Here is an 18,442-nt window from a genome sequence, read left to right as displayed (position 1 = left end):
TCGATGATTGCGTCTTACATTTGATCGGCGTCTTGCCTATCGATGTGTCTCAGTTGTCCGAATCGCTCATTGATCTGATCAACAAGCTTACAAAGTTCTAGGTCGTCCCAATCCATGACTTTCTGCGTTGCTAAAAAAGCCCCCGAAGGGGCGAATAATGCAGATTCATCACAAATAAGGGCCGATCTCAAATGCGGGTCAGTCGTTCCACTACCACAACGACTATTAGTTAATAGACTGAACCCTAACGGGCGTGGTAGCTTCACAAGACATCCCCCAAACTCTGCTCGGGCGCTTCACAGCGTGCCGACTAAGAGCCCATGAAAACATGGTCGTTTTTGGTTCAATTACACAACCTGCGATCTTTTATACAAAACACCAGTTGTCTAACCAATCCAATATTTCATAAATTTAACACCTAATGACAGTTTCAGTAAAGATTAATTTTTTACGAAATTGACGAAATTTCTTTTTTAAACAGAATCGAAGCACAAATTAATTAATTAATTGGATTAATTAATTATTAAATCCGATTCAAAATAGGCTGACACCACTATATGCCGACACAACCCCCACAAAACAAAGAGAGCAAAGGCAGCACGGCCGCCGCATGCGCGCTAGCAATGATGCGGATAATTAACGCTTCACGTTTTGAACGCAGTGACATTGCCGACTATCTAGGCTTAACTGTTAGCGCTGTGGAGCGCCGAATGCGTGGCGAAACATCTTTTACGCTTGATGAAGCAGTGATGATTTGTCGTCTACTAGACATCCCCATCTCAGACGCTATGAAGCTGGGCGGCATGACAGATGAAGAATTTAGCAACGCATGGATTTATCAATGGCGTCGTCAAAATTTCGCCAAACATGTTGCACACCTTGAAGCAGATAAAGGCATTACGCGCGCTAAAATTGCGGAAATTTGTGGCCGCAGTGAAGCTTGGATCAGTAAGGTGCTTAATGGCAAAAGCCAACTTAATGCAAAATCAGCACGCCTGTCAGAGCAAAGATTAGAGTTACCAGAGGGCTGGTTTGATCGCAAACCGATGACACCACCCAAGGCCGTGCAGATTGACCAAAATCTAGTCGCCAAAACATCTAACCAACTGGCAGCAGCCATCAAAACTACAGGGCTTGAGATCGATACCGACATCATCAACCCTTACTTAACCGCCGTCGTCCAACTGTATAACGCCCGCATCGCAACCCGTGAAGGCTACGATCCAGAGCAAGACGCCGCGCAATTCCAAGCTGTGTTTGATCAATTGACATTGCAGCTCAAAATGAAAGACGGACTTTGGAAGTATTAATTTAAAGGGGCAGTATGGACACTATAGAAATTCAAATACAAGGATCGCAACCAGAACCCTACCAAGTCGAAATCCTTAAACACACAGATCACGAACTAGAGATAGCGTGCGACTGCCCCGCAGGAAAAAATGGCACCCACTGCAAACACAGAATTGAAGTATTAACTGGCAGCTATGAAGATGTTATCTATGATGAAGCCACTATTGACCAGTTAAAAAAATTGGAAGGGTGGATAGCCGGAACAAAAGTAGAAGCCGCTTTAAAAGAAGTCATCACTGCAGAACAAAAGCTAGACGAATACAAAAAGCTGGTGAAAAACGCTAAACGTAAACTCGCACGCATCATGGAAGGTGGCTAGCATGTCCCACGAAATTCAGCTTTTAGAAACACTCTGGAAGCGAGCGACTGAAAAAGAATCTGGCAATCATTATTACCGTGCCGATAAATCTACTGAGCTAATTATCCCGCGCGTCGATTACTGCCAAGACTCAAGAACAGGCGACTTAAATAATAGCCATTGGACATTCAATGTACCTTACGCATTCCGCGACGCACTGGGCCTATCATTTGACCAACGATTTAAAGACAAAAAGCCCTATATGGTGTGGGTTCAAGGCCCCTACATTGATTTCAAAGAAGGCGACTCGCTAAAGTCGAAGTCGGGCGACATAAGCTTATCTGTCAAAATGGCCACACCAATGAGCCGAAACCGAAAAACGCACATCATTGACTACGGCTTAGTAGACTTTCAAATACTCAAACGCGATGAAGACGGTAAGCTCCATTATCACAGCATGAGAACACTGAACCAGTACGAATTTCTACAGACTCTGATATATGGCCTACCCGATTCAGACCTTTAAGCTCATCAACCCTTACCTGATAATACAACGCCATGCCGATCTCACCGTCGGCTTCGGCTCCTTTTTTCAACGCTTCCAAGTGCGCGATTTGCTTTAACACATCCATCTTTCCACCCATCCTGGTGCAATAAATCATTACGAAATGATGCGTATCGTAACAATCTAATGCAACACCCTCTGTAAAAGTCTACACGTTTGGCGTAAAAGTCTACACGATTCGGATAGGATCACGCGATTTCACTGCCCACTTACTTTTCTTCACTTAAATCAAATGGTTATATACACGCCCCCAGAATATCCTTAAGCATGTACATTCCTTGATTTAGGTCAATTTTTCGCACTATGAATAAAACGTTCGGCCAACGCCTAAAAGCCGCACGGAACGCCCAAAATCTCTCACGGAATGAGCTAGCCAGCAAACTACAATGCTCGGCTCACACGATCAAAGCGTGGGAACTGGACCGCCATATTCCCACTCGCGCAATCATTGAAAAACTCCAACACGCTCTCAAAACCGACCTTTCACCCCGCGACCAGTTGCGCGAAAGCCGTGCCGATCGAGCATTGGCCGATCTTAAAACCGCTATTCTAACGCTCCCAACCGAGCGACAAGACGCCGCCATTCTCACGCTAGAACACCTCGCCAAATCCTACCGTTAAGCCCCGTTCCTTCCATTTCCGATCAATCATATCACTTTAATACTGTTTTAATATACAGTGTTTTACTTAACCTTAAATCTAATAATTTACTTGACTGAATATTATACTTTTTGTAATTTACAGGAAATCAAAGAAACACAGGCAAGAGGCCGCCCCATGCAAGACGCAAAAAACATCACGTTTTATCCCTCAGAAAGCGCCCCGCACATCAGCGGCCGCGCTGTTGAAATCCTAGCGCTCACGGCCCAAGGCCTTAAGTCACCACAGATCGCCAACATTATGTGTCGCTCTGTACCCACTATTCGCTTTCATCAAGTTGAAGCCCGCAAGTTCTACCACGCGCGCTGCTTGACCGAAGCCGTTGCCAAAGCCATAGCGCTTGGCGACATCCAGTTTCGTATCGGTCCAGCCACCGAAAAAACACCAGCACAGCACGCGTTTGCCGCATTCAGCTTCATCGCGCTTGTGCTGTTCACCGCTGCGATCGATACGCCCTTTGTTACCGACCACGACGTGGACATTCGCAAGACCAGCCAAACGCTACGCGTAAAAACACGAATTGGTCGACACGGCCTTTTCGTCATCAACGAAGAAATCATTGGATAGGAGATACACCATGTCACGCCAACCCATCGCCAGAGGCCGCGCAGTATACGTCGCGGAGAAATATCAAAGCCGCGAGCTGGACACAAACGGCCAGCCGAAAGAGAAAAACCGCTATGCCTCGCTAGGTCGCGTCACCGCTTGGGCACCGGAACCAGGGCAAAACATGCCCAACATCACGCTACAGCTGGACGCCGTGCCAGTGGGCGTAACGGGCCCTGTTGATATTCAATTGTTTTGGGACGAGCCACAGCAACAACAACCACAACAGCCTGCACCGGCACCGCAACAAGGCGGTTATGGCCAATCCTATGGCAGCTACGGCACACATTCAGGAGGCCGCTAATGCTTGTTTCAACACTCCAAAAGGACCAACACGCCACGATCACCGTGCCGCCCAGCGACTCAGACACCGTGATCGTCGTGAAATACGCAGGCCAACACCGCAGCCAATGCCACGGCACCACCAACGCCGCGCGGTTGGCATTCGACGCACCACGAATCGTAGACATTAAGTTTCCAAAAAAAGGGAAAGCAGCATGAGCCTATACACCGCCACTCTTTACCCAAATAAGCCGCTGATCGTGCTTGATGGCGAACAGAACCCGTTGTTTCGACTCGCGCTTAACTTCCGCGAGCTAACACAGCACGGCCCCAACAGCAGCGTTGTTATTAGCTCTGTAATGGGCGGCTCCGCTTGCAAGCACAAACGCGAACGCATCGACGGCGAAACCATGCGTATCGCACAAATGCTGATCCGCTGCGAGGCATCCGCAGATCACCCGCAAGCCGTGAGCTTGGTGTTTTTAGAGAAACCCAGCTCATTCACCGTATTACCAGAAGCCGCCGCAAAACAAGCGGCAGGCATGTAAGGAGACAGATATGTGCAACTGCATGCAAGACACCTTGGCATACGTCACTGAACACATGAAAGGCAACCCGCCTGAAAACGCGATAGCAGAGTCATTCGACACAGAGATTATGCACTACTACTTCCGCATGGATGGCAGCTCAAATGCTGTGCCGGCAATGATTGTTTCAGGCAGTCATAAAGTCAAAAAAGTGAATGGTGAAGAAGCCAAGAACCGTAAAAAGATCGAAATGCCTATCTTTGGTCGCTTCTGCCCTTTCTGTGCTGAAGCCTATACCACGCCAGCCGAAGAGCAGAAGCTTTGGGCAGTTGAGATACACGGCCCCGGCTCACTAGTTGCTGCATCATCCCGCGCCGAAGCCGACTTCCGCGCTGCAGAAATCAACCAGCTACATAAAGATCACATCGAAAGCACCCCAGAAGATAAACGCCAGCACTTACCTAATGTTGAAGCGGTGGTTGTTGAATGGGAGTCCTCACGAGAAGAGCATGCAATACAAGCTCTAAACAATGACTGGTCTGATTGTTTTTAAGGAGACACCATGACAACCCCACAACCACCGATCGTGAAATGGAACGATCCAAATACAGTGCCAGAGGTAGAGCTTGGCACTGAGAAACTGTACTGGATAGCTGTTAAAAACCCGAAGGGCGTACACGTATTTACAGCCCATTATCAAAATCGGCCTATCACAACTGACGAAGCGGGCAACCCCAATGGAGAGTGCGATGAATGGGCACTTACGTCTCCTGATGGCGATTATGTTAAAAGCGTAGGATGGGTGGATTGCAAATCGCATTCTGAATTTGACGACTACTACGAACAGCTTGAATTCAACAAAGATTACAAGCTACTTGGCTGGGCGGAGTATCAAGCACCTGAGTTCACAGGAGTGACAGTATAATGTTTTTCAAGACCATCCAAATATTCCAACTCAAAGGCACCGTTGATTTCGCGGCCATTGAGCAGGCTTTGCCAGAACACCAGCTGCAAGAAGTCGGCGCACAAGACGCGTTTACATTCGGCACACTGCCGCTAGTCCGTAACTCTGAGTGCTGGTCGATCGTGAGCAATGACTGCATGTTGATCCGTTTCGGCAAAGAAGAAAAGAACCTACCTGCAGCAGTCGTGCGTGAAGCACTGGACACCAAAGTGGCCGAGATCGAGCTGGTAGAAGGCCGTAAAGTAGGCCGTAAAGAAAAAAGCGACATCAAAGAAGAGCTGATCTTTACCCTACGCCCTAAAGCCTTCGCTAAGCGCTCTGACGTGTGGCTATACATCGATAAGAAAGCTGAATTGCTGGTACTCAACACAACGAATGCCAGCATGACCGAGCAGTCATTCAAGCTGCTGCAAACCATGCTCGGATCGTTCGCCATGGTACCACTGCAGGTGCAGTCGTCACCGGCACGCGTTATGACCGACTGGCTCATGAAAAACGACGTGCCAGCCAACCTAGAAACCGGTGACAACTGCGTGATCAAAGACACAGCCAGCGCGAGCACCAAAGCGACGTTTAACAGCTTCGAGCCACTTTCGGAAGACGTAACCCGTCACCTAGAGCAAGGCATGCAAGTGAAGTCCCTAGCACTATGCTACACCGACAAACTGTCATTCGTACTTAATGATGACCTGACGCTTAAAAGCGTGAAGTGGGACGACACCCTAAAAGAAGCCGCGTTCAACGACTCCCAAGGCGGCGCGATGTCCGACCTCGACGCCAACTTTGCACTGATGTCCTTAACCGTGCGCGAGTTCTTTACCGAACACATGGCGAAATGGTTTGACATTGAAATGTGTGTTTCTGACGAAGATGCGGAATACGATGTTACTGAAAGCGAAGAACCTTATTTTGATCCGCTTTATCCAGAGGCCAAAAAATTCGTTATAGAGTCTCGCGCTGCATCCCCGGTAAAACTGCAAAGACGCCTACAAATTGGTTACAACCGAGCAGCTCACTTGATCGAAGAAATGGAGCAAAAAGGTGTGATTGGCCCTATGCGTTATAACGGCTCAAGAGAAGTCCTGATCAGCAAGGAGCACGCGGCATGATCACTAAACAACACTGCTGGAACCGCACTCTGATCGCTGGCCACGACGACCACAGCAACCCGATCCTAGTTGCTGAGCTCGTCGCCGCAGTCGAAGGGCTACAACACTCACTCGATGCCAGTGCCGAAACCATCCGCCAACTTCAAACACAAAACGCAGAGCTAGAGGCGCAGTTAAACCACGTCAACGCTCGCCTAAACGAACAAAACGCCGCGTAAGGAGGCCCCATGGCAGGCATCAACCCAAAAACAAACGAAGAACTGGCCGCAAAGCTACCGGCAATCATCGAAGCGGGCACCAGCGCGTTCAAGGCAGCTATACAGCTGGGAATTGGCATAGAACGATTGAGAAAAATAGCCAGCCCAGAACAGCTAATTGCATTTCAAAAAAATGCAGAAAAGAATCTGCACGGCCGCGGAAAACTGGCGCATTTAACAGAAGAGCAAATCAACCAGCGAATCAATGAGGCCATCAAAGACGGCCTCGGCATTAATCAAACGCTCGATTTTATGGGCATTACAAACCGCAAACTACACACGCTCGCGTCAGACGAACAAATTGAACAGCTCAAAGAAAACGGTGCGGCTCGAAAAGTGCGCACAGACGGCGAAACAAAAGCGCGCGAAGGATTAAATATCATCAAAGACCCAGCGATTGCAAAAGCAAAGATGCAACACATCATCGCCACGCACCCAGCGATCGGGAGGCTCCATGTCTGAAGCTTTAGACCTTGGCGATCAGCTACTACTAGAAGCATTCGCCGCGAGCCAGCGCTCTGAAGCCTACACAGTAAGAACGTTTTGCAAACGAGCGCAAGAATTACATGAACAAGCCACCGCACCATTACGCGATGGATTGGAGAAAATTAAAAGCTTTGTACCGCGCACCCAGCAAGAGAAATTCATGCACACCATAGCGATCGAAGCACTAAAGGGAGATAAGGCGTGAAACCGTTTATTCAATTGCTCGGGGCATTTTTGCTCATATCGGTATTTAACTTTGCTGCCCTAGCCTTTGCGCTGACGCTGGCAATGCTTCTGCCATCGACAGTCGATCGGAGCAACAAGCTTGCGTTCCAAGGCATCGCTTTTTCAATAGAGATCATTTTGATGTTTAGTCTAAAAAGTCTATTCATCGCAACACAGGTATATTCGCTATGAGCCTAGAACGCGACCTACAGCTTTGGCAACAAACTGGCAACAGCACCCACGCGCGCAACATCGCTAATCACCTAGTGACTGCGCTCAACGAGAGCAAATACCATAGCATCGAGAAAATCAAAGACGTCACCGTTGGCCACGGCTCAGGGGCACCAATTAAAAGCGGCCTGCTTTGGGCCGTGATCGACAACACAAAAGCCAAAAACGAAGCGCTTCACGAAGAAAATGAACAGCTAAAAGCAGAGGTCGAACGTCAGAAAGCCTCATTCAATAGCTTAGCAGCTGGGAAAGTGTATGGACTGCTCGGGCATATCGAAAAAGGCGCCGCTGATGGAATAGAGGAATTCGTAAACACCATGATCGGCGCATTAGAAAGCGGATTTGTAGAAGAAGGCCCAATCACACTAGCCGAGATCTACCTGTTTATGCAATGCCACATCAAAGACAACTATGGCCGCGACGCTGAACCTCTTACATCCAAGTGGGGCAAAGAAGTCGCGGAACTGTGCGCGATTGGAATGAAAGAAGGAGAAGAAGCATGAGCGAACAATCAGTAACACCCACAGCACCAGCCATGATCGATGTATTTGCGGCCGCAGGCGCACCAACGCAGTATTTTAGCGGTAGCCAATTGCAAAAACGCTACAGCATCAGTACATCAACATTCGGGCGCTGGCGTCAAGACGATTGCCCACACAAGCTACCCGAACCCCGGTTTGGCAGCGGAAAAAGCGCGCGATGGGCGCTAGAAGACATTGTTGAATGGGAAAACGCTAAGAAACAATCTCACGTAGCTTAATCATCCATGCGGCATACAGCTCTCGTTGCTCATCTAAGTAATCATAATGATCATACGTCTGCCACATTGATGGCAGCGCGTGCCCTAACGCAATCTCAGCGATATGAGGCGGCGCCAGTTGCGACCAACGTGACCGCGCCGTCGATCGCAAATCATGCACTGTCCAGTGATCCACATCTTGAGCCAAGCGACGCTTAATCCACTGATTGATATTTTTACTCATGCCCAGATGCGTATTACCCACTGTAGGCATATCCGTGCCGTCTTTACGAGGGAACATGTATTTATAATGCGCCGGGCTTAACTGAAAGCATTGCTTAATCAAATCCGCCATTTCTGGCAAAATCGGCCGTTTTAATGGCCTACCCGTTTTGGCACCTGTTTTGTGGTTTTCTGGCGGTATCGTCCACACATTATTGTACAAATCAAAATGGCTCTTTTCCGCTAAACGTAGCTCACCGATCCGTCCCCCCCACATGATTAACAACTGCATCATGACCGTATTACGCGGCGACACATTGCTCTTAAGAATGGCGTGCCATACCAATTTAAGCTCACGATCGTCGAGACTCCGAACCGCCGCTTTACGCTTAATCCGCAAATCAAACTTGGCTGATATATCGGACACTGGGTTTTCAGTGACACGACGCATCCGAATCCCCCACGCGTACATCTGACTGACCGCACTCAGTAAACGCTCAGCAATGGACGGGGCCGACAAAGCAACCTCTTCAAACAGCGACACCCAATGATGCGTTTTCATACTGTCCGCCGCCAAATTGCCAAACCGCGGGAACACATGCAACCGCATCGAGCCAATCACCTGGTCGCTGCGCGACTTATGATGCGACGCAAACTTATCATGATAATCTTGATACAGCTGCTCAACCGTGTTCACCGGCGCATCACCAAGCCGCTGATGTGCCAGCACCTTTTTCGGATCACTGCCCTCTGCCAACTCTGCCCGCAATTCAGCATGTATCTCACGCGCCCGCTTCAACGTAATGCCAGGATACGGACCAATATCAACACGATGCTGCTTACCCGCAAAGCGGTACCGAAACTGAAAAATAAGCTTACCCTTCGGCGTCGCCCGCACACTCAGACCATCCCGATCCGAAACCACCTCGACCTTATCACGCTCACGGCCATCATTAGCCTTAAGCCACGCATTAGATATCGCCATCACATACCTGTAATTTTATGTGTAATTTTATGTGTAATTAAATTACGGAAAAACGAGTACATAAAACCCATGTACTCAATTATGTACTTAAACGCGATGATAGCTAATGATTAGGAGCGGGACAATAAAACAGAAGAAAAAGGAAGAAAGCTAGGAATAGCAAGGCATAGCGGGTAGAAACGGGAAGAATAAAAAGGAGGGAAAAACTATACGTGATCGATGTGGGCAATAATACTAAAATTTCGGATGTGCTTTAGGTTGTTCGACACTTTAAACTCACACTTAGAAAGCGATTTTTAAAAGAGTACCTGTTGATAAGTCAACTACATGGTTAGACTGCGTCTAACCATTGAAGGCTAACCTTCACGTTGCAATAAATGACTTATAAACAGGTTCTCAGGACAAAATATGGCGCGCATTCTACCGAAATAAAGCGCTAGACTCCATTTATTTCAATGTTTTCACGCCATATCCATGGTATTTACGTTACGGTAGAACAATGCCTCGTTGCTTTAGCACCCGCTCAACGGTATCTACTGTTGCTTGGGTATGTGCATCGATTTCAAGGTTCACCACATCACCCGCCTGCAAAAGGCCAAAAGTAGTCAAACGAAGTGTTTCTGGTATCAAAGAAACTTCAATCCAATCATTCCCAATAGCACTTATTGTTAAGCTAGCGCCATTTAATCCCACATAGCCTTTATCAAACAGATAACGACGAGCATCCACTTGTTGATTATCAATAGAAAAGCGAATATGGAAACTTTCTTCTATTTGTTCTACGTGACGGACCGATAACGTTGTCATAATATGACCTGACATCACGTGCCCACCAACTTCATCACCCATGCGAGCAGCACGTTCGAAATTAACTTGTGAACCAGGCTTAAGCTTACCAATGTTAGTCAGTTTCAGAGTTGTATCAATGACATCAAACGTCAATACATCCCCTTCAATTTTCGCCACAGTTAAACAGACACCGTTGATGGCGACACTAGCACCCAGCTGTTGCTGAAGCATCGTACCTTGAGGAAAAGCCACTTCAAGAATTAGGTTGCGACCATTTTCTTGACAAGAGTGCACTTCCGCCATACCTTGAACTATACCGGTAAACATAACCCAAACCTCTGTTTGATCATTTAAGCCCCTGAATATATTTTGGGGCATAATTTCTACGTGAGTGAAGAATTTATATACTATACCGCCTCAAAGCAGGCATGATAAGGCTTTGAGGGAGTTATCACATAGTCTCTACATGGGTTATCCACAACCATCGTGGATAATCCTTCTCTGTTCCATGATAATTAAGCACCTTATCCCTATGCGCTCTCCTATCTATTTCTTAAAGTGTATCTTTATCGCGCTGCTAGTCATAGTACAAGTATCAGCATTCGCATCCTCTTATCAACCATTCATGTGGAAGCTGCAGCACAAAGCCGCCACAGTCTACTTAGTCGGCTCAATTCACGCATTAACACCTGACTTCTACCCTCTTCCAAAAGCCTACGAAAAAGCCTTTTCAGAAGCAGATAGAATTGTAGTTGAACTGGATCCCGAAAAGCTGCACCCAAAAAAATCAGCCCGCCTAATACAATCAAAAATGTGGTTACCAAAAGGCGTCACCATCGAATCTTATTTATCGGAGAGCCAAACAATACAATTAAAAGCCTTTGCCGAGCAAAATGGTTCACAATATGAGCGTATTGTCCACTTACGCCCATGGATGCTAGTAGAACAGCTCACCCAAGCTCAACTAAAAAACTCTCAATATCAGTCTGAGCTTGGGATTGATATGCACTTCTTAAAACAGGCTAAACAGAAAAATCTACCCATTCTTGAAATCGAAACTCTTCAACAACAGATTAATGCCATTGCAGATGCTCCTTTTTCAGCACAGTTAGCCATGTTGACGACCAGTCTCGAGCAAATGAATGATGTCGACTATATGAAACAGATGACTTCATACTGGCGACAAGCGGATGCCGATGGACTCTACCATTTTGTCTACCAAGATGTACTGAATACACCACAACTGAAACCTATGATGGAGTCCTTACTAGATCATAGAAACAAACGTATGGCTGATGTGATTAACATCTATGTCGGACAAGCGGAAAGACAACCAATAACCACCTTCATAGTGGTCGGTGCGCTACATTTAAGCGGCCCTAACAGCATCATTAAAGAACTTGAACAAAAAGGGCTCTACGTTCAACCGATGTTCAAAACTAAGTCTGCACAAAAAAGCCCTAACTAAGTAGGGCTTTTAGGTTCAAACAGACTTTATCATTTCATCTACTCTGTTTTAAGAAGCTTATCTATCATTTTCTGAGTCACCAAAACAATGCCATCTTCGTTACGATAAAACCGCTCTGCATCCGCAATAGGATCTTCGCCAATAATGAGATTAGGTGGTAACTTAGTATCTGAGTCCACAATCACGTTCGTCAATTGACAGTGACGTCCAATATCACAACCAGGTAAAATCACAGACCTCTTAACGTAAGAATAGGAATTGACTCGCACATTATTAAACAAAATCGACTGTTCAACCGTTGATCCTGAAACAATACAACCAGCTGAAACCACAGAATTGAGCGCCGTACCGATCCGCTCTTCATAGTTGTAATTGAATTTTGCAGCAGGCCTTTGATACTGCGCCGTTCTAATAGGCCACGACTCATCGTAAAGGTCCAGTTCAGGAACCAACTTGGTTAAATCCATATTGGATTCCCAAAAAGCGGTCAGAGTACCAACATCACGCCAATATGGACTTTCAGGATAACTTTCGTTAGGAATACAGCTGTTAGCAAAATGATGTGCTTTTATTTTAGAGCGACCGACAAACATAGGGATCAGGTCTTTACCAAAGTCATGGCTAGACTGGCAATCCTGAGCATCATTCATCAAATTATCGCGTAGGAACTGAGTACTAAAAATATAAATCCCCATACTTGCAAGCGAAACTTCAGGATTTCCTGGCATCGTCGGAGGATTACTAGGCTTCTCTTCGAAGGAAATGATATTGTCATCTTCGTCTACATGCATAATGCCAAACTGATCAGCTTCTTTAACAGGCACCTCAATACAAGCAACTGTTACATCAGCATTGTTTTGGATATGCTCTTGTAACATTACACTGTAATCTTGGCGGTAGACGTGATCACCCGCTAAAACCAGTACATATTCACTATTAAGCTCGTCAATCATTTTGAAGTTTTGGTAAACCGCATCGGCTGTACCTCGATACCACTCTTCACCTGTTTGTTGTTGCGCCGGCCACAATTCAATAAATTCGTTAAAGTCAGAACGTAAAAAGTTCCAGCCTCTTTGCACATGCTGATTTAACGTATGCGAACGATACTGCGTCAGCACAGCAATTTTTCTCATCCCTGAATTAATACAATTGGATAAAGGAAAGTCGATAATCTTGTATTTACCAGCAATCGGCACCGCTGGCTTCGATCGATGGTCTGTTAGATCTTTCAGTCGAGACCCTCTTCCTCCCGCTAAAATTAACGAAAGAGTGTTCATACGTGCGGCATTCAAATCCATATATCACCTTTACTTTTTTATCCGAGCCCTACACTACATTAGGCTTTTATTAGGTATACTCTGGTCATATTACTAAATCAATATGAAAAAAAAATTATGAAAATTCTGTTTGCATCATCTGAAATCCATCCACTCATTAAAACTGGCGGTCTTGCAGATGTTGCAGGCGCGCTTCCTGTGGCTTTACGCAGCAAAGAGATTGACGTTAAACTCATAATGCCAGCATATCAGGGTATACTTGAAAAACTCCCTCCTGTGAAAAACAGTACTAATTTAGGTAACCCTTTTGGCTGCGGAGACCTGATTTTGCTAGAGACACAATTAGCAGATTCAAACACACCCATTTATTTAGTTCAGTGCCAAAACTTATTCGAACGAGATGCAGGCCCGTATTTAGATATTTATGGTCAAGATTTCGGCGACAACGATATACGCTTTGCAGCATTTTCCTGGGTATGCGCCCTTATTACTCAGCATGGGACATTAATTGGGTGGCAACCAGACCTTTTGCACTTAAATGATTGGCAAACAGGCTATGCTGCAGCTTACTTAGCGGCATGGCGTTTAAATCATCCTCCCATCGTAACAACAGTGCATAACTTACGTTACAACGGTAGCTTTCCAATTGAGCGATTTGATGAAGTACGCTTACCACATGATTTGTTATCCATTCATGGTATGGAGTTTTACGGCCGCTACTCATCGCTAAAAGCAGGTTTAGTGTTTGCTGACGCGATCACAACCGTTAGCCCTACTTATGCCCATGAAATCCTCACACCTACGTATGGAGATGGCTTGGACGGCACGCTACGAGCGCAAAGTAACAAACTGTCAGGTATATTAAACGGCGTAGATTACAATGAGTGGTCCCCAAGTATCGACCCATTCATTCATACACATTACGACTTACATTCCTTAGATAATAAACAGCAAAACAAGCTGGCGTTACAGCGTGAAAATGGCCTACCGGAATCCCCTAATATCCCTGTATTTGGAGTCGTTAGTCGTTTAACGGAGCAAAAGGGATTAGATTTAATTCCTGCTGCAATTGAACCAGCCTTAAAGCAAGGCGCAATGTTTATTCTATTAGGCTCTGGCGACAAGGGACTTGAGCAACAATATTTAGACCTGCAAGCACGATACCCGGATCAAGTCAGTATACGCATAGGCTACGATGAAGCGTACTCACATCGACTTCAAGCGGGAATTGACATGCTATTGATACCATCACGCTTTGAACCTTGCGGCCTAACACAACTTTATGCGCTAAAATATGGAACATTACCTATCGTTCGGCGCACAGGAGGGCTTGCAGACACAGTATTCGAGGAAGGCCACCATGCTAATGGTTTTGTTTTTAACCATGCAACAGCGGAAGACCTAAGGTCTGCAATAGATCGCTCGTTAGTAGCTTTTAGTGATTTATCAACTTGGCGTACTCTGCAAATACAAGCCATGACACAAGATCATAGCTGGGAGCGTGTTACTGAACAGTGGATTAATCTCTATGAATCTTTAATTAACTAGCCACAAAAAAGCCGAAGCAAACAAATGCTTCGGCTTTTTAATAGCCAAAACCCAATCTAAAAAAACAGCACTATCTCGTATTACTCGCCCATTCTGACATCGCACTAACAAGTGCATCCTGTGGGACACCTTCATCGACTAATTCTCTGAGTGCAGTAGCAATACGCTCTTTAATTTCAGGTGTATTACATGGCGAGAGTTTTGATACGGCTAAAAACAGCCCCTCACTACTAACAGCCGGCTCTACGGCTTCAACAAGCCCCTTCAGCGACATACGCTGAACATAGGCCACTCCTGGACTGCGTTCATATAGGACATAATCAGCACGACCTGCATCAAGCATTGAAAGCGCTTGCTCTAAACTTGCAACTGTTAACAAGCTTAAATGTTTCTTCGCGTAGTCATCAAAATCCTGTCCGAAACTGTTGTTAATAACCGTAACACCCCAATTGTTACGTAAGTCCGACCACTTTTGATAGTCGAATTTGCGACGACTAGACTGCCATACCACACTTTTCGTAAACATCATTGCCGGAGCAAAATACGCCATGTAATCAGCACGCTCTGATGTATAAAAAGCACCCGCCATCAAATCAATGCGACCACTTCTGACCTCTTGCTGAGAACGAGACCAAGGACCAACATAAATAGTCTTAATCGGGATATTTATCTTTTCACTAAGCCTTCCCATCAAATTAGCAACAGCACCACGAAGCTGGCCAGTTTGTCTTTGTTGCCACAAAAAAGGGGGGTATTCGGGATTACCTGTCGCAGTCATAGCAGAGCACCGCATGACATTTTCCTCCGCAAAACCAGACATAGGATTTAGGAGTAGTCCTAAAAAAGCAACAGGCGCCAAAATAGTTTTTAAGGTGCTTTTTACATTTAGTATTTTTTTCATTCTAAGCACTTCACTTCTTCGACTGTGGTCACTGCTCGCTTCTTTTAAAACTCAAGCAAGCCTATACTTCACCAAAGAAAAGCATATATATCAGTAAATTACAATTCCATATTTAATTCTAATTTCAAAAGAACCAAAAACATGAGCTCGATGATTTAGGTTGAGTCCCTTCAATAAAAGGAAGCTCGACCTTTTCTTTACAACGATCCGCAGCTATTTCAAATTCGTCCAGTGTCACATGATAATAACTCGCTCCTCGGGGAAGCGCCTTGGGCAGCGACCTCTGTGGTAACGCCTTAGCAAAGTCAATCCAAACCCACTGAGCTCCCGAACTACCAGTTATATTCATGGGAGAATTATCATCTTGGCCAAGCCATACGGTACTTAAAAAATCATCGGTAACCGCAACAAACCAGCTATCTCGCTGGTCATTGGTCGTACCGGTTTTGGCGGCAAACCTCAACCAAGGCAACTGACCTTGAGCTGCTCGCGCTGTCCCTATTTCAGGAGATTTTGTCATCCCTGCTAACGTCACCGCTAGCGCTTCATTAGTAAAGGGTACTTCACTGCTTCGATCAAATCGTTTTAATACTTTGCCATTTTGATCCATAACAGACAGCACAACACCTAACTCTGCACTCTCACCCGTTGAGGCTAACGGCTGATACAAACGTGCAACTTCAAATGGAGAAAGCTCTAAAGACCCTAAAGCAACAGATGGGTACATGGTAAAAGGTCTTTTGACCCCCAACTGCCGTAGCGTATCGGCTACACGATCGAAACCTAAGTTACTGGCTAAATCAATGGTCGCTAAATTGTATGACTTTGCTAATGCTTCGTATAACGGCACTTCGCCATGAGCCGTTCGACTGTAGTTTTGCGGCTCCCACAGTTTGTCGCCGACCTTAAAACGTTTTGGTTCATCTTGAATACGATCCCACCAATTATATCGCCCAGAGGCGATTGCAGTAAGATAAATAGAAGGTTTTACCAAAGAGCCTATCGGGCGAACAGCCCCTAACGCACGGTTAAAGCCACTGTAATACTTATCAGATGATCCAACCACAGCACGTACTTGGCCGTTATGACGGTCAGTGACAACCATAGCTCCCTGTAAACCTTTCAACTGCATCTTTTGCTGAACCAAAGCAGAAACACGACTATGCATCGCTTTAAGGGCAGCTTTCTGAGCTCGAATATCAAGTCCGGTATAGATTTTAAGGTCTTTCGTCGCCAACGTAGCTTGATCAAAATCACGCTCTAGCTGCATCGACACCAAATCTAAGTAATCACCATAGACAGACCGGCGCTTTCCTGGCGGAGACAGCCTGAGTGGTTGCTTTTTCAATGCGATGGCATTGCGCGCGGTCAACTTCCCTTGATCAAACAGCAAAGCAATCACCACATTTCTACGTTGTTTAGCACGCTCTGGATTGCGTCTGGGGTTATACAGTGAGGGACCTTTAACCATACCAACTAACAATGCCAGTTCATCTAAATTCAACTCGTGCAGTGGTCGTCCATAAAAGTATTCACTGGCTGCAGCAAAGCCATGTAACGCGCTATCACCTTCTTGGGCCAGATAAACCTCATTAACATAGGCTGTAATGATTTGTTCTTTGCTGTAGTGATATTCAAGCAGCAAAGCCATAAAAACTTCCGTAATTTTACGAGTATAAGTCCGCTCAGAGGTTAAGAACATATTCTTAATTAACTGCTGAGTCAGTGTCGACCCCCCCTGCCTTCGACTCCCAGAAGTGACATTAACAAAAGCGGCTCGCGCAATTCCTGTCGGCGATATACCAAAGTGATGAAAGAATTCACGGTCTTCGGTAATCGTCAGGATTTCAATCAAACTTTTAGGAATCTGTTCGTACGTTAGAATGTCACGATTCTCTGTATTACCGCCGTATAAGTAACCAATTTTTTGAGGCTCAAGCACTGCATTACGATAACGTTTACCTGAGACATCCTGAATTTGCAGCTGGCCGTTTGCAAACGAAAAAATTCGACGTGATGAAGGGTGATAACCTGTATGATCGGTATAATCACGTAAATGAGCACTTACTTTTGTTTGGCTGCGTGCCGCCCACCCTACCTTCTGGCTGTTTTTACCAAAGCGATACCCGTATTCAGCCAAAACTTTCTCAAGGTCTTGCTTACGCCAAGGCGCACCATCGGTTAACTCCAGAGGCGCACTGTATACTTCCGAAGGCACTTGCCACTTCTGCCCTTCAAAACGAGCGACAACTTGCTTATCTAGCCACCATATCCAAAGGCTAAAGGGAACACTTAGAATTAAACTGAGAATAACCAGCCACTTAAACAGCCTACGCCAAATAGAAAGTCGTTTAGGCAAGCGTTTGCTTTTTTTGGCACGCTTTTTTGGTGCTGATTTTTTCTTAACGGAGGAGGGTTTATTAGTCATAGTGCGGAGTATAAAGGGCCTCTGTAAAGACAGCAATCAGCCATTAAACAATAGGCGTTTCTTTGCATTCTCGATACACTTTACACTCATAAAAATGATAACTGGAAATACAATATGCTGGTTCTATCTAACATTCAGAACGACACAATTCATGCTCTTAAAAATGAACAAAGTTACGTGTTTGACGTCAATTCACAGCATTTTCTTGCTCTTATGTTGAATAACTCACTTTTTATTTATCAGAATCTTTGTCCACATTTGAATAAACGTATTGCAAACGACAGCTTCCATTGCTTTGACGAAACATTTAGCCTAATTGAATGTCAATTTCACGGCGCGCAATTTACACCCGAAAAAGGAGAATGCGTTTCAGGCCCATGTCTTGGCGAACGTTTACAACGTTTTATCATTACCGAGGTCAACGACGTTTTTTGCCTACTGCCGACATCTAAGGAATTGAAACAGCGTACCTAACTTTTATCTGATATTCTGGCAGTATCTCATTAATAATGACTAAACGACTTC

At 45.6% G+C, this 18,442-nt stretch carries 26 protein-coding genes; 20 read left to right on the top strand and 6 right to left on the bottom strand.

From position 1 onward, the window contains the following. Window positions 1-14: 14 nt before the first annotated feature. Complete coding sequence (locus tag AYW75_RS04735; RefSeq protein WP_067096099.1) at window positions 15-266, bottom strand: hypothetical protein; 252 nt, start codon at window positions 264-266, stop codon at window positions 15-17. Between the two features lie 291 nt (window positions 267-557). On the opposite strand from AYW75_RS04735, the gene AYW75_RS04730 reads away from it, so the two are divergent. From AYW75_RS04730 to AYW75_RS04650, 17 genes are all read left to right on the top strand, one after another. Next, window positions 558-1,310 (top strand): helix-turn-helix domain-containing protein, encoded by a 753-nt coding sequence (locus AYW75_RS04730; RefSeq protein ID WP_067096095.1) that lies wholly within the window; start codon window positions 558-560, stop codon window positions 1,308-1,310. Window positions 1,311-1,324: 14 nt separating this feature from the next. Further along, a complete protein-coding gene (locus tag AYW75_RS04725) occupies window positions 1,325-1,669 on the top strand; it encodes a hypothetical protein (protein ID WP_067096093.1) in 345 nt (114 codons plus the stop codon). A gap of 1 nt (window position 1,670) precedes the next feature. Next, a complete protein-coding gene (locus tag AYW75_RS04720; protein WP_067096089.1) occupies window positions 1,671-2,174 on the top strand; it encodes a hypothetical protein in 504 nt (167 codons plus the stop codon). Between the two features lie 342 nt (window positions 2,175-2,516). After that, window positions 2,517-2,834: a helix-turn-helix domain-containing protein gene (locus AYW75_RS04715; protein ID WP_067096086.1), complete on the top strand. Its 318-nt coding sequence runs from the start codon at window positions 2,517-2,519 to the stop codon at window positions 2,832-2,834. 90 nt (window positions 2,835-2,924) lie between these two features. Then, a complete protein-coding gene (locus tag AYW75_RS04710) occupies window positions 2,925-3,440 on the top strand; it encodes a helix-turn-helix domain-containing protein (protein ID WP_156490807.1) in 516 nt (171 codons plus the stop codon). A gap of 10 nt (window positions 3,441-3,450) precedes the next feature. Beyond that, window positions 3,451-3,783 carry a hypothetical protein gene (locus tag AYW75_RS04705; RefSeq protein WP_067096082.1) on the top strand — a complete coding sequence of 111 codons (333 nt, stop codon included), beginning with the start codon at window positions 3,451-3,453 and terminating at the stop codon, window positions 3,781-3,783. Beyond that, window positions 3,783-3,980, top strand: coding sequence for a hypothetical protein (locus AYW75_RS04700; protein ID WP_067096080.1), 198 nt, complete (start codon window positions 3,783-3,785; stop codon window positions 3,978-3,980). Before AYW75_RS04705 ends, AYW75_RS04700 begins: the two co-directional genes overlap by 1 nt. After that, on the top strand, window positions 3,977-4,309 hold the full coding sequence (locus AYW75_RS04695) for a hypothetical protein (protein ID WP_067096077.1): 333 nt from the start codon (window positions 3,977-3,979) through the stop codon (window positions 4,307-4,309). The genes AYW75_RS04700 and AYW75_RS04695 overlap by 4 nt, the downstream gene beginning before the upstream one ends. Before the next feature lie 10 nt (window positions 4,310-4,319). Continuing rightward, on the top strand, window positions 4,320-4,841 hold the full coding sequence (locus AYW75_RS04690) for a hypothetical protein (RefSeq protein ID WP_067096074.1): 522 nt from the start codon (window positions 4,320-4,322) through the stop codon (window positions 4,839-4,841). Window positions 4,842-4,850: 9 nt separating this feature from the next. Further along, window positions 4,851-5,213, top strand: a complete 363-nt coding sequence (locus AYW75_RS04685; protein WP_067096072.1) for a hypothetical protein — start codon at window positions 4,851-4,853, stop codon at window positions 5,211-5,213. Next, complete coding sequence (gene rdgC, locus AYW75_RS04680; protein ID WP_067096069.1) at window positions 5,213-6,361, top strand: recombination-associated protein RdgC; 1,149 nt, start codon at window positions 5,213-5,215, stop codon at window positions 6,359-6,361. The genes AYW75_RS04685 and rdgC overlap by 1 nt, the downstream gene beginning before the upstream one ends. Beyond that, a complete protein-coding gene (locus AYW75_RS04675) occupies window positions 6,358-6,579 on the top strand; it encodes a hypothetical protein (protein WP_067096066.1) in 222 nt (73 codons plus the stop codon). Before rdgC ends, AYW75_RS04675 begins: the two co-directional genes overlap by 4 nt. Window positions 6,580-6,588: 9 nt before the next feature. After that, window positions 6,589-7,080: a hypothetical protein gene (locus AYW75_RS04670; protein ID WP_067096063.1), complete on the top strand. Its 492-nt coding sequence runs from the start codon at window positions 6,589-6,591 to the stop codon at window positions 7,078-7,080. Then, the gene (locus AYW75_RS04665) at window positions 7,073-7,309 is read left to right on the top strand and encodes a hypothetical protein (RefSeq protein WP_067096061.1); all 237 of its coding nucleotides are present in this window, start codon (window positions 7,073-7,075) and stop codon (window positions 7,307-7,309) included. The genes AYW75_RS04670 and AYW75_RS04665 overlap by 8 nt, the downstream gene beginning before the upstream one ends. After that, the gene (locus AYW75_RS04660; protein WP_067096059.1) at window positions 7,306-7,521 is read left to right on the top strand and encodes a hypothetical protein; all 216 of its coding nucleotides are present in this window, start codon (window positions 7,306-7,308) and stop codon (window positions 7,519-7,521) included. The genes AYW75_RS04665 and AYW75_RS04660 overlap by 4 nt, the downstream gene beginning before the upstream one ends. After that, window positions 7,518-8,063, top strand: coding sequence for a hypothetical protein (locus AYW75_RS04655; protein WP_067096058.1), 546 nt, complete (start codon window positions 7,518-7,520; stop codon window positions 8,061-8,063). Before AYW75_RS04660 ends, AYW75_RS04655 begins: the two co-directional genes overlap by 4 nt. After that, window positions 8,060-8,320: a helix-turn-helix transcriptional regulator gene (locus tag AYW75_RS04650; RefSeq protein WP_067096055.1), complete on the top strand. Its 261-nt coding sequence runs from the start codon at window positions 8,060-8,062 to the stop codon at window positions 8,318-8,320. The genes AYW75_RS04655 and AYW75_RS04650 overlap by 4 nt, the downstream gene beginning before the upstream one ends. Here the strand turns inward: AYW75_RS04650 and AYW75_RS04645 are convergent. Both AYW75_RS04645 and AYW75_RS04640 read right to left on the bottom strand, forming a co-directional pair. Then, window positions 8,295-9,506, bottom strand: coding sequence for a tyrosine-type recombinase/integrase (locus AYW75_RS04645; protein WP_067096053.1), 1,212 nt, complete (start codon window positions 9,504-9,506; stop codon window positions 8,295-8,297). The genes AYW75_RS04650 and AYW75_RS04645 overlap by 26 nt on opposite strands. Before the next feature lie 486 nt (window positions 9,507-9,992). Beyond that, on the bottom strand, window positions 9,993-10,622 hold the full coding sequence (locus AYW75_RS04640; protein ID WP_067096051.1) for a riboflavin synthase: 630 nt from the start codon (window positions 10,620-10,622) through the stop codon (window positions 9,993-9,995). A gap of 298 nt (window positions 10,623-10,920) precedes the next feature. On the opposite strand from AYW75_RS04640, the gene AYW75_RS04635 reads away from it, so the two are divergent. Further along, complete coding sequence (locus AYW75_RS04635; RefSeq protein WP_197478897.1) at window positions 10,921-11,763, top strand: TraB/GumN family protein; 843 nt, start codon at window positions 10,921-10,923, stop codon at window positions 11,761-11,763. A 38-nt stretch (window positions 11,764-11,801) separates the two neighbouring features. Here AYW75_RS04635 and glgC read toward each other — a convergent pair whose 3' ends face one another. Beyond that, complete coding sequence (gene glgC / locus AYW75_RS04630) at window positions 11,802-13,061, bottom strand: glucose-1-phosphate adenylyltransferase (RefSeq protein ID WP_067096044.1); 1,260 nt, start codon at window positions 13,059-13,061, stop codon at window positions 11,802-11,804. 96 nt (window positions 13,062-13,157) lie between these two features. Here glgC and glgA point away from each other — a divergent pair, with 96 nt between their 5' ends. After that, window positions 13,158-14,588: a glycogen synthase GlgA gene (gene glgA / locus AYW75_RS04625; RefSeq protein WP_067096041.1), complete on the top strand. Its 1,431-nt coding sequence runs from the start codon at window positions 13,158-13,160 to the stop codon at window positions 14,586-14,588. A 70-nt stretch (window positions 14,589-14,658) separates the two neighbouring features. On the opposite strand, the gene AYW75_RS04620 is transcribed toward glgA, so the two are convergent. Continuing rightward, a complete protein-coding gene (locus AYW75_RS04620) occupies window positions 14,659-15,489 on the bottom strand; it encodes a substrate-binding periplasmic protein (RefSeq protein WP_082856391.1) in 831 nt (276 codons plus the stop codon). A gap of 124 nt (window positions 15,490-15,613) precedes the next feature. Continuing rightward, the gene (gene mrcB, locus AYW75_RS04615; RefSeq protein WP_067096038.1) at window positions 15,614-17,917 is read right to left on the bottom strand and encodes a penicillin-binding protein 1B; all 2,304 of its coding nucleotides are present in this window, start codon (window positions 17,915-17,917) and stop codon (window positions 15,614-15,616) included. A 114-nt stretch (window positions 17,918-18,031) separates the two neighbouring features. Between mrcB and AYW75_RS04610 the strand changes: the two genes are divergently transcribed. Next, on the top strand, window positions 18,032-18,391 hold the full coding sequence (locus tag AYW75_RS04610; RefSeq protein ID WP_067096035.1) for a Rieske (2Fe-2S) protein: 360 nt from the start codon (window positions 18,032-18,034) through the stop codon (window positions 18,389-18,391). The last annotated feature ends 51 nt before the right edge of the window (window positions 18,392-18,442 follow it).

This window comes from Marinomonas atlantica, from assembly GCF_001639725.1.
In the GTDB taxonomy this organism is placed as follows: Bacteria; Pseudomonadota; Gammaproteobacteria; order Pseudomonadales; family Marinomonadaceae; genus Marinomonas; species Marinomonas atlantica.
This window is presented reverse-complemented; position numbering and strand designations above follow the sequence as displayed.

Coding starts and splice junctions, on each gene's coding strand:
- AYW75_RS04675 (WP_067096066.1), top strand. CDS start 6,358: ATGATCACTAAACAACACTGCTGGAACCGCACTCTGATCGCTGGCCAC.
- AYW75_RS04730 (WP_067096095.1), top strand. CDS start 558: ATGCCGACACAACCCCCACAAAACAAAGAGAGCAAAGGCAGCACGGCC.
- rdgC (WP_067096069.1), top strand. CDS start 5,213: ATGTTTTTCAAGACCATCCAAATATTCCAACTCAAAGGCACCGTTGAT.
- AYW75_RS04670 (WP_067096063.1), top strand. CDS start 6,589: ATGGCAGGCATCAACCCAAAAACAAACGAAGAACTGGCCGCAAAGCTA.
- AYW75_RS04690 (WP_067096074.1), top strand. CDS start 4,320: ATGTGCAACTGCATGCAAGACACCTTGGCATACGTCACTGAACACATG.
- AYW75_RS04705 (WP_067096082.1), top strand. CDS start 3,451: ATGTCACGCCAACCCATCGCCAGAGGCCGCGCAGTATACGTCGCGGAG.
- AYW75_RS04610 (WP_067096035.1), top strand. CDS start 18,032: ATGCTGGTTCTATCTAACATTCAGAACGACACAATTCATGCTCTTAAA.
- AYW75_RS04650 (WP_067096055.1), top strand. CDS start 8,060: ATGAGCGAACAATCAGTAACACCCACAGCACCAGCCATGATCGATGTA.
- AYW75_RS04700 (WP_067096080.1), top strand. CDS start 3,783: ATGCTTGTTTCAACACTCCAAAAGGACCAACACGCCACGATCACCGTG.
- AYW75_RS04725 (WP_067096093.1), top strand. CDS start 1,325: ATGGACACTATAGAAATTCAAATACAAGGATCGCAACCAGAACCCTAC.
- AYW75_RS04655 (WP_067096058.1), top strand. CDS start 7,518: ATGAGCCTAGAACGCGACCTACAGCTTTGGCAACAAACTGGCAACAGC.
- AYW75_RS04640 (WP_067096051.1), bottom strand. CDS start 10,622: ATGTTTACCGGTATAGTTCAAGGTATGGCGGAAGTGCACTCTTGTCAA.
- AYW75_RS04620 (WP_082856391.1), bottom strand. CDS start 15,489: ATGAAAAAAATACTAAATGTAAAAAGCACCTTAAAAACTATTTTGGCG.
- AYW75_RS04665 (WP_067096061.1), top strand. CDS start 7,073: ATGTCTGAAGCTTTAGACCTTGGCGATCAGCTACTACTAGAAGCATTC.
- AYW75_RS04695 (WP_067096077.1), top strand. CDS start 3,977: ATGAGCCTATACACCGCCACTCTTTACCCAAATAAGCCGCTGATCGTG.
- glgA (WP_067096041.1), top strand. CDS start 13,158: ATGAAAATTCTGTTTGCATCATCTGAAATCCATCCACTCATTAAAACT.
- mrcB (WP_067096038.1), bottom strand. CDS start 17,917: ATGACTAATAAACCCTCCTCCGTTAAGAAAAAATCAGCACCAAAAAAG.
- AYW75_RS04645 (WP_067096053.1), bottom strand. CDS start 9,506: ATGGCGATATCTAATGCGTGGCTTAAGGCTAATGATGGCCGTGAGCGT.
- AYW75_RS04720 (WP_067096089.1), top strand. CDS start 1,671: ATGTCCCACGAAATTCAGCTTTTAGAAACACTCTGGAAGCGAGCGACT.
- AYW75_RS04635 (WP_197478897.1), top strand. CDS start 10,921: ATGTGGAAGCTGCAGCACAAAGCCGCCACAGTCTACTTAGTCGGCTCA.
- glgC (WP_067096044.1), bottom strand. CDS start 13,061: ATGGATTTGAATGCCGCACGTATGAACACTCTTTCGTTAATTTTAGCG.
- AYW75_RS04685 (WP_067096072.1), top strand. CDS start 4,851: ATGACAACCCCACAACCACCGATCGTGAAATGGAACGATCCAAATACA.
- AYW75_RS04715 (WP_067096086.1), top strand. CDS start 2,517: ATGAATAAAACGTTCGGCCAACGCCTAAAAGCCGCACGGAACGCCCAA.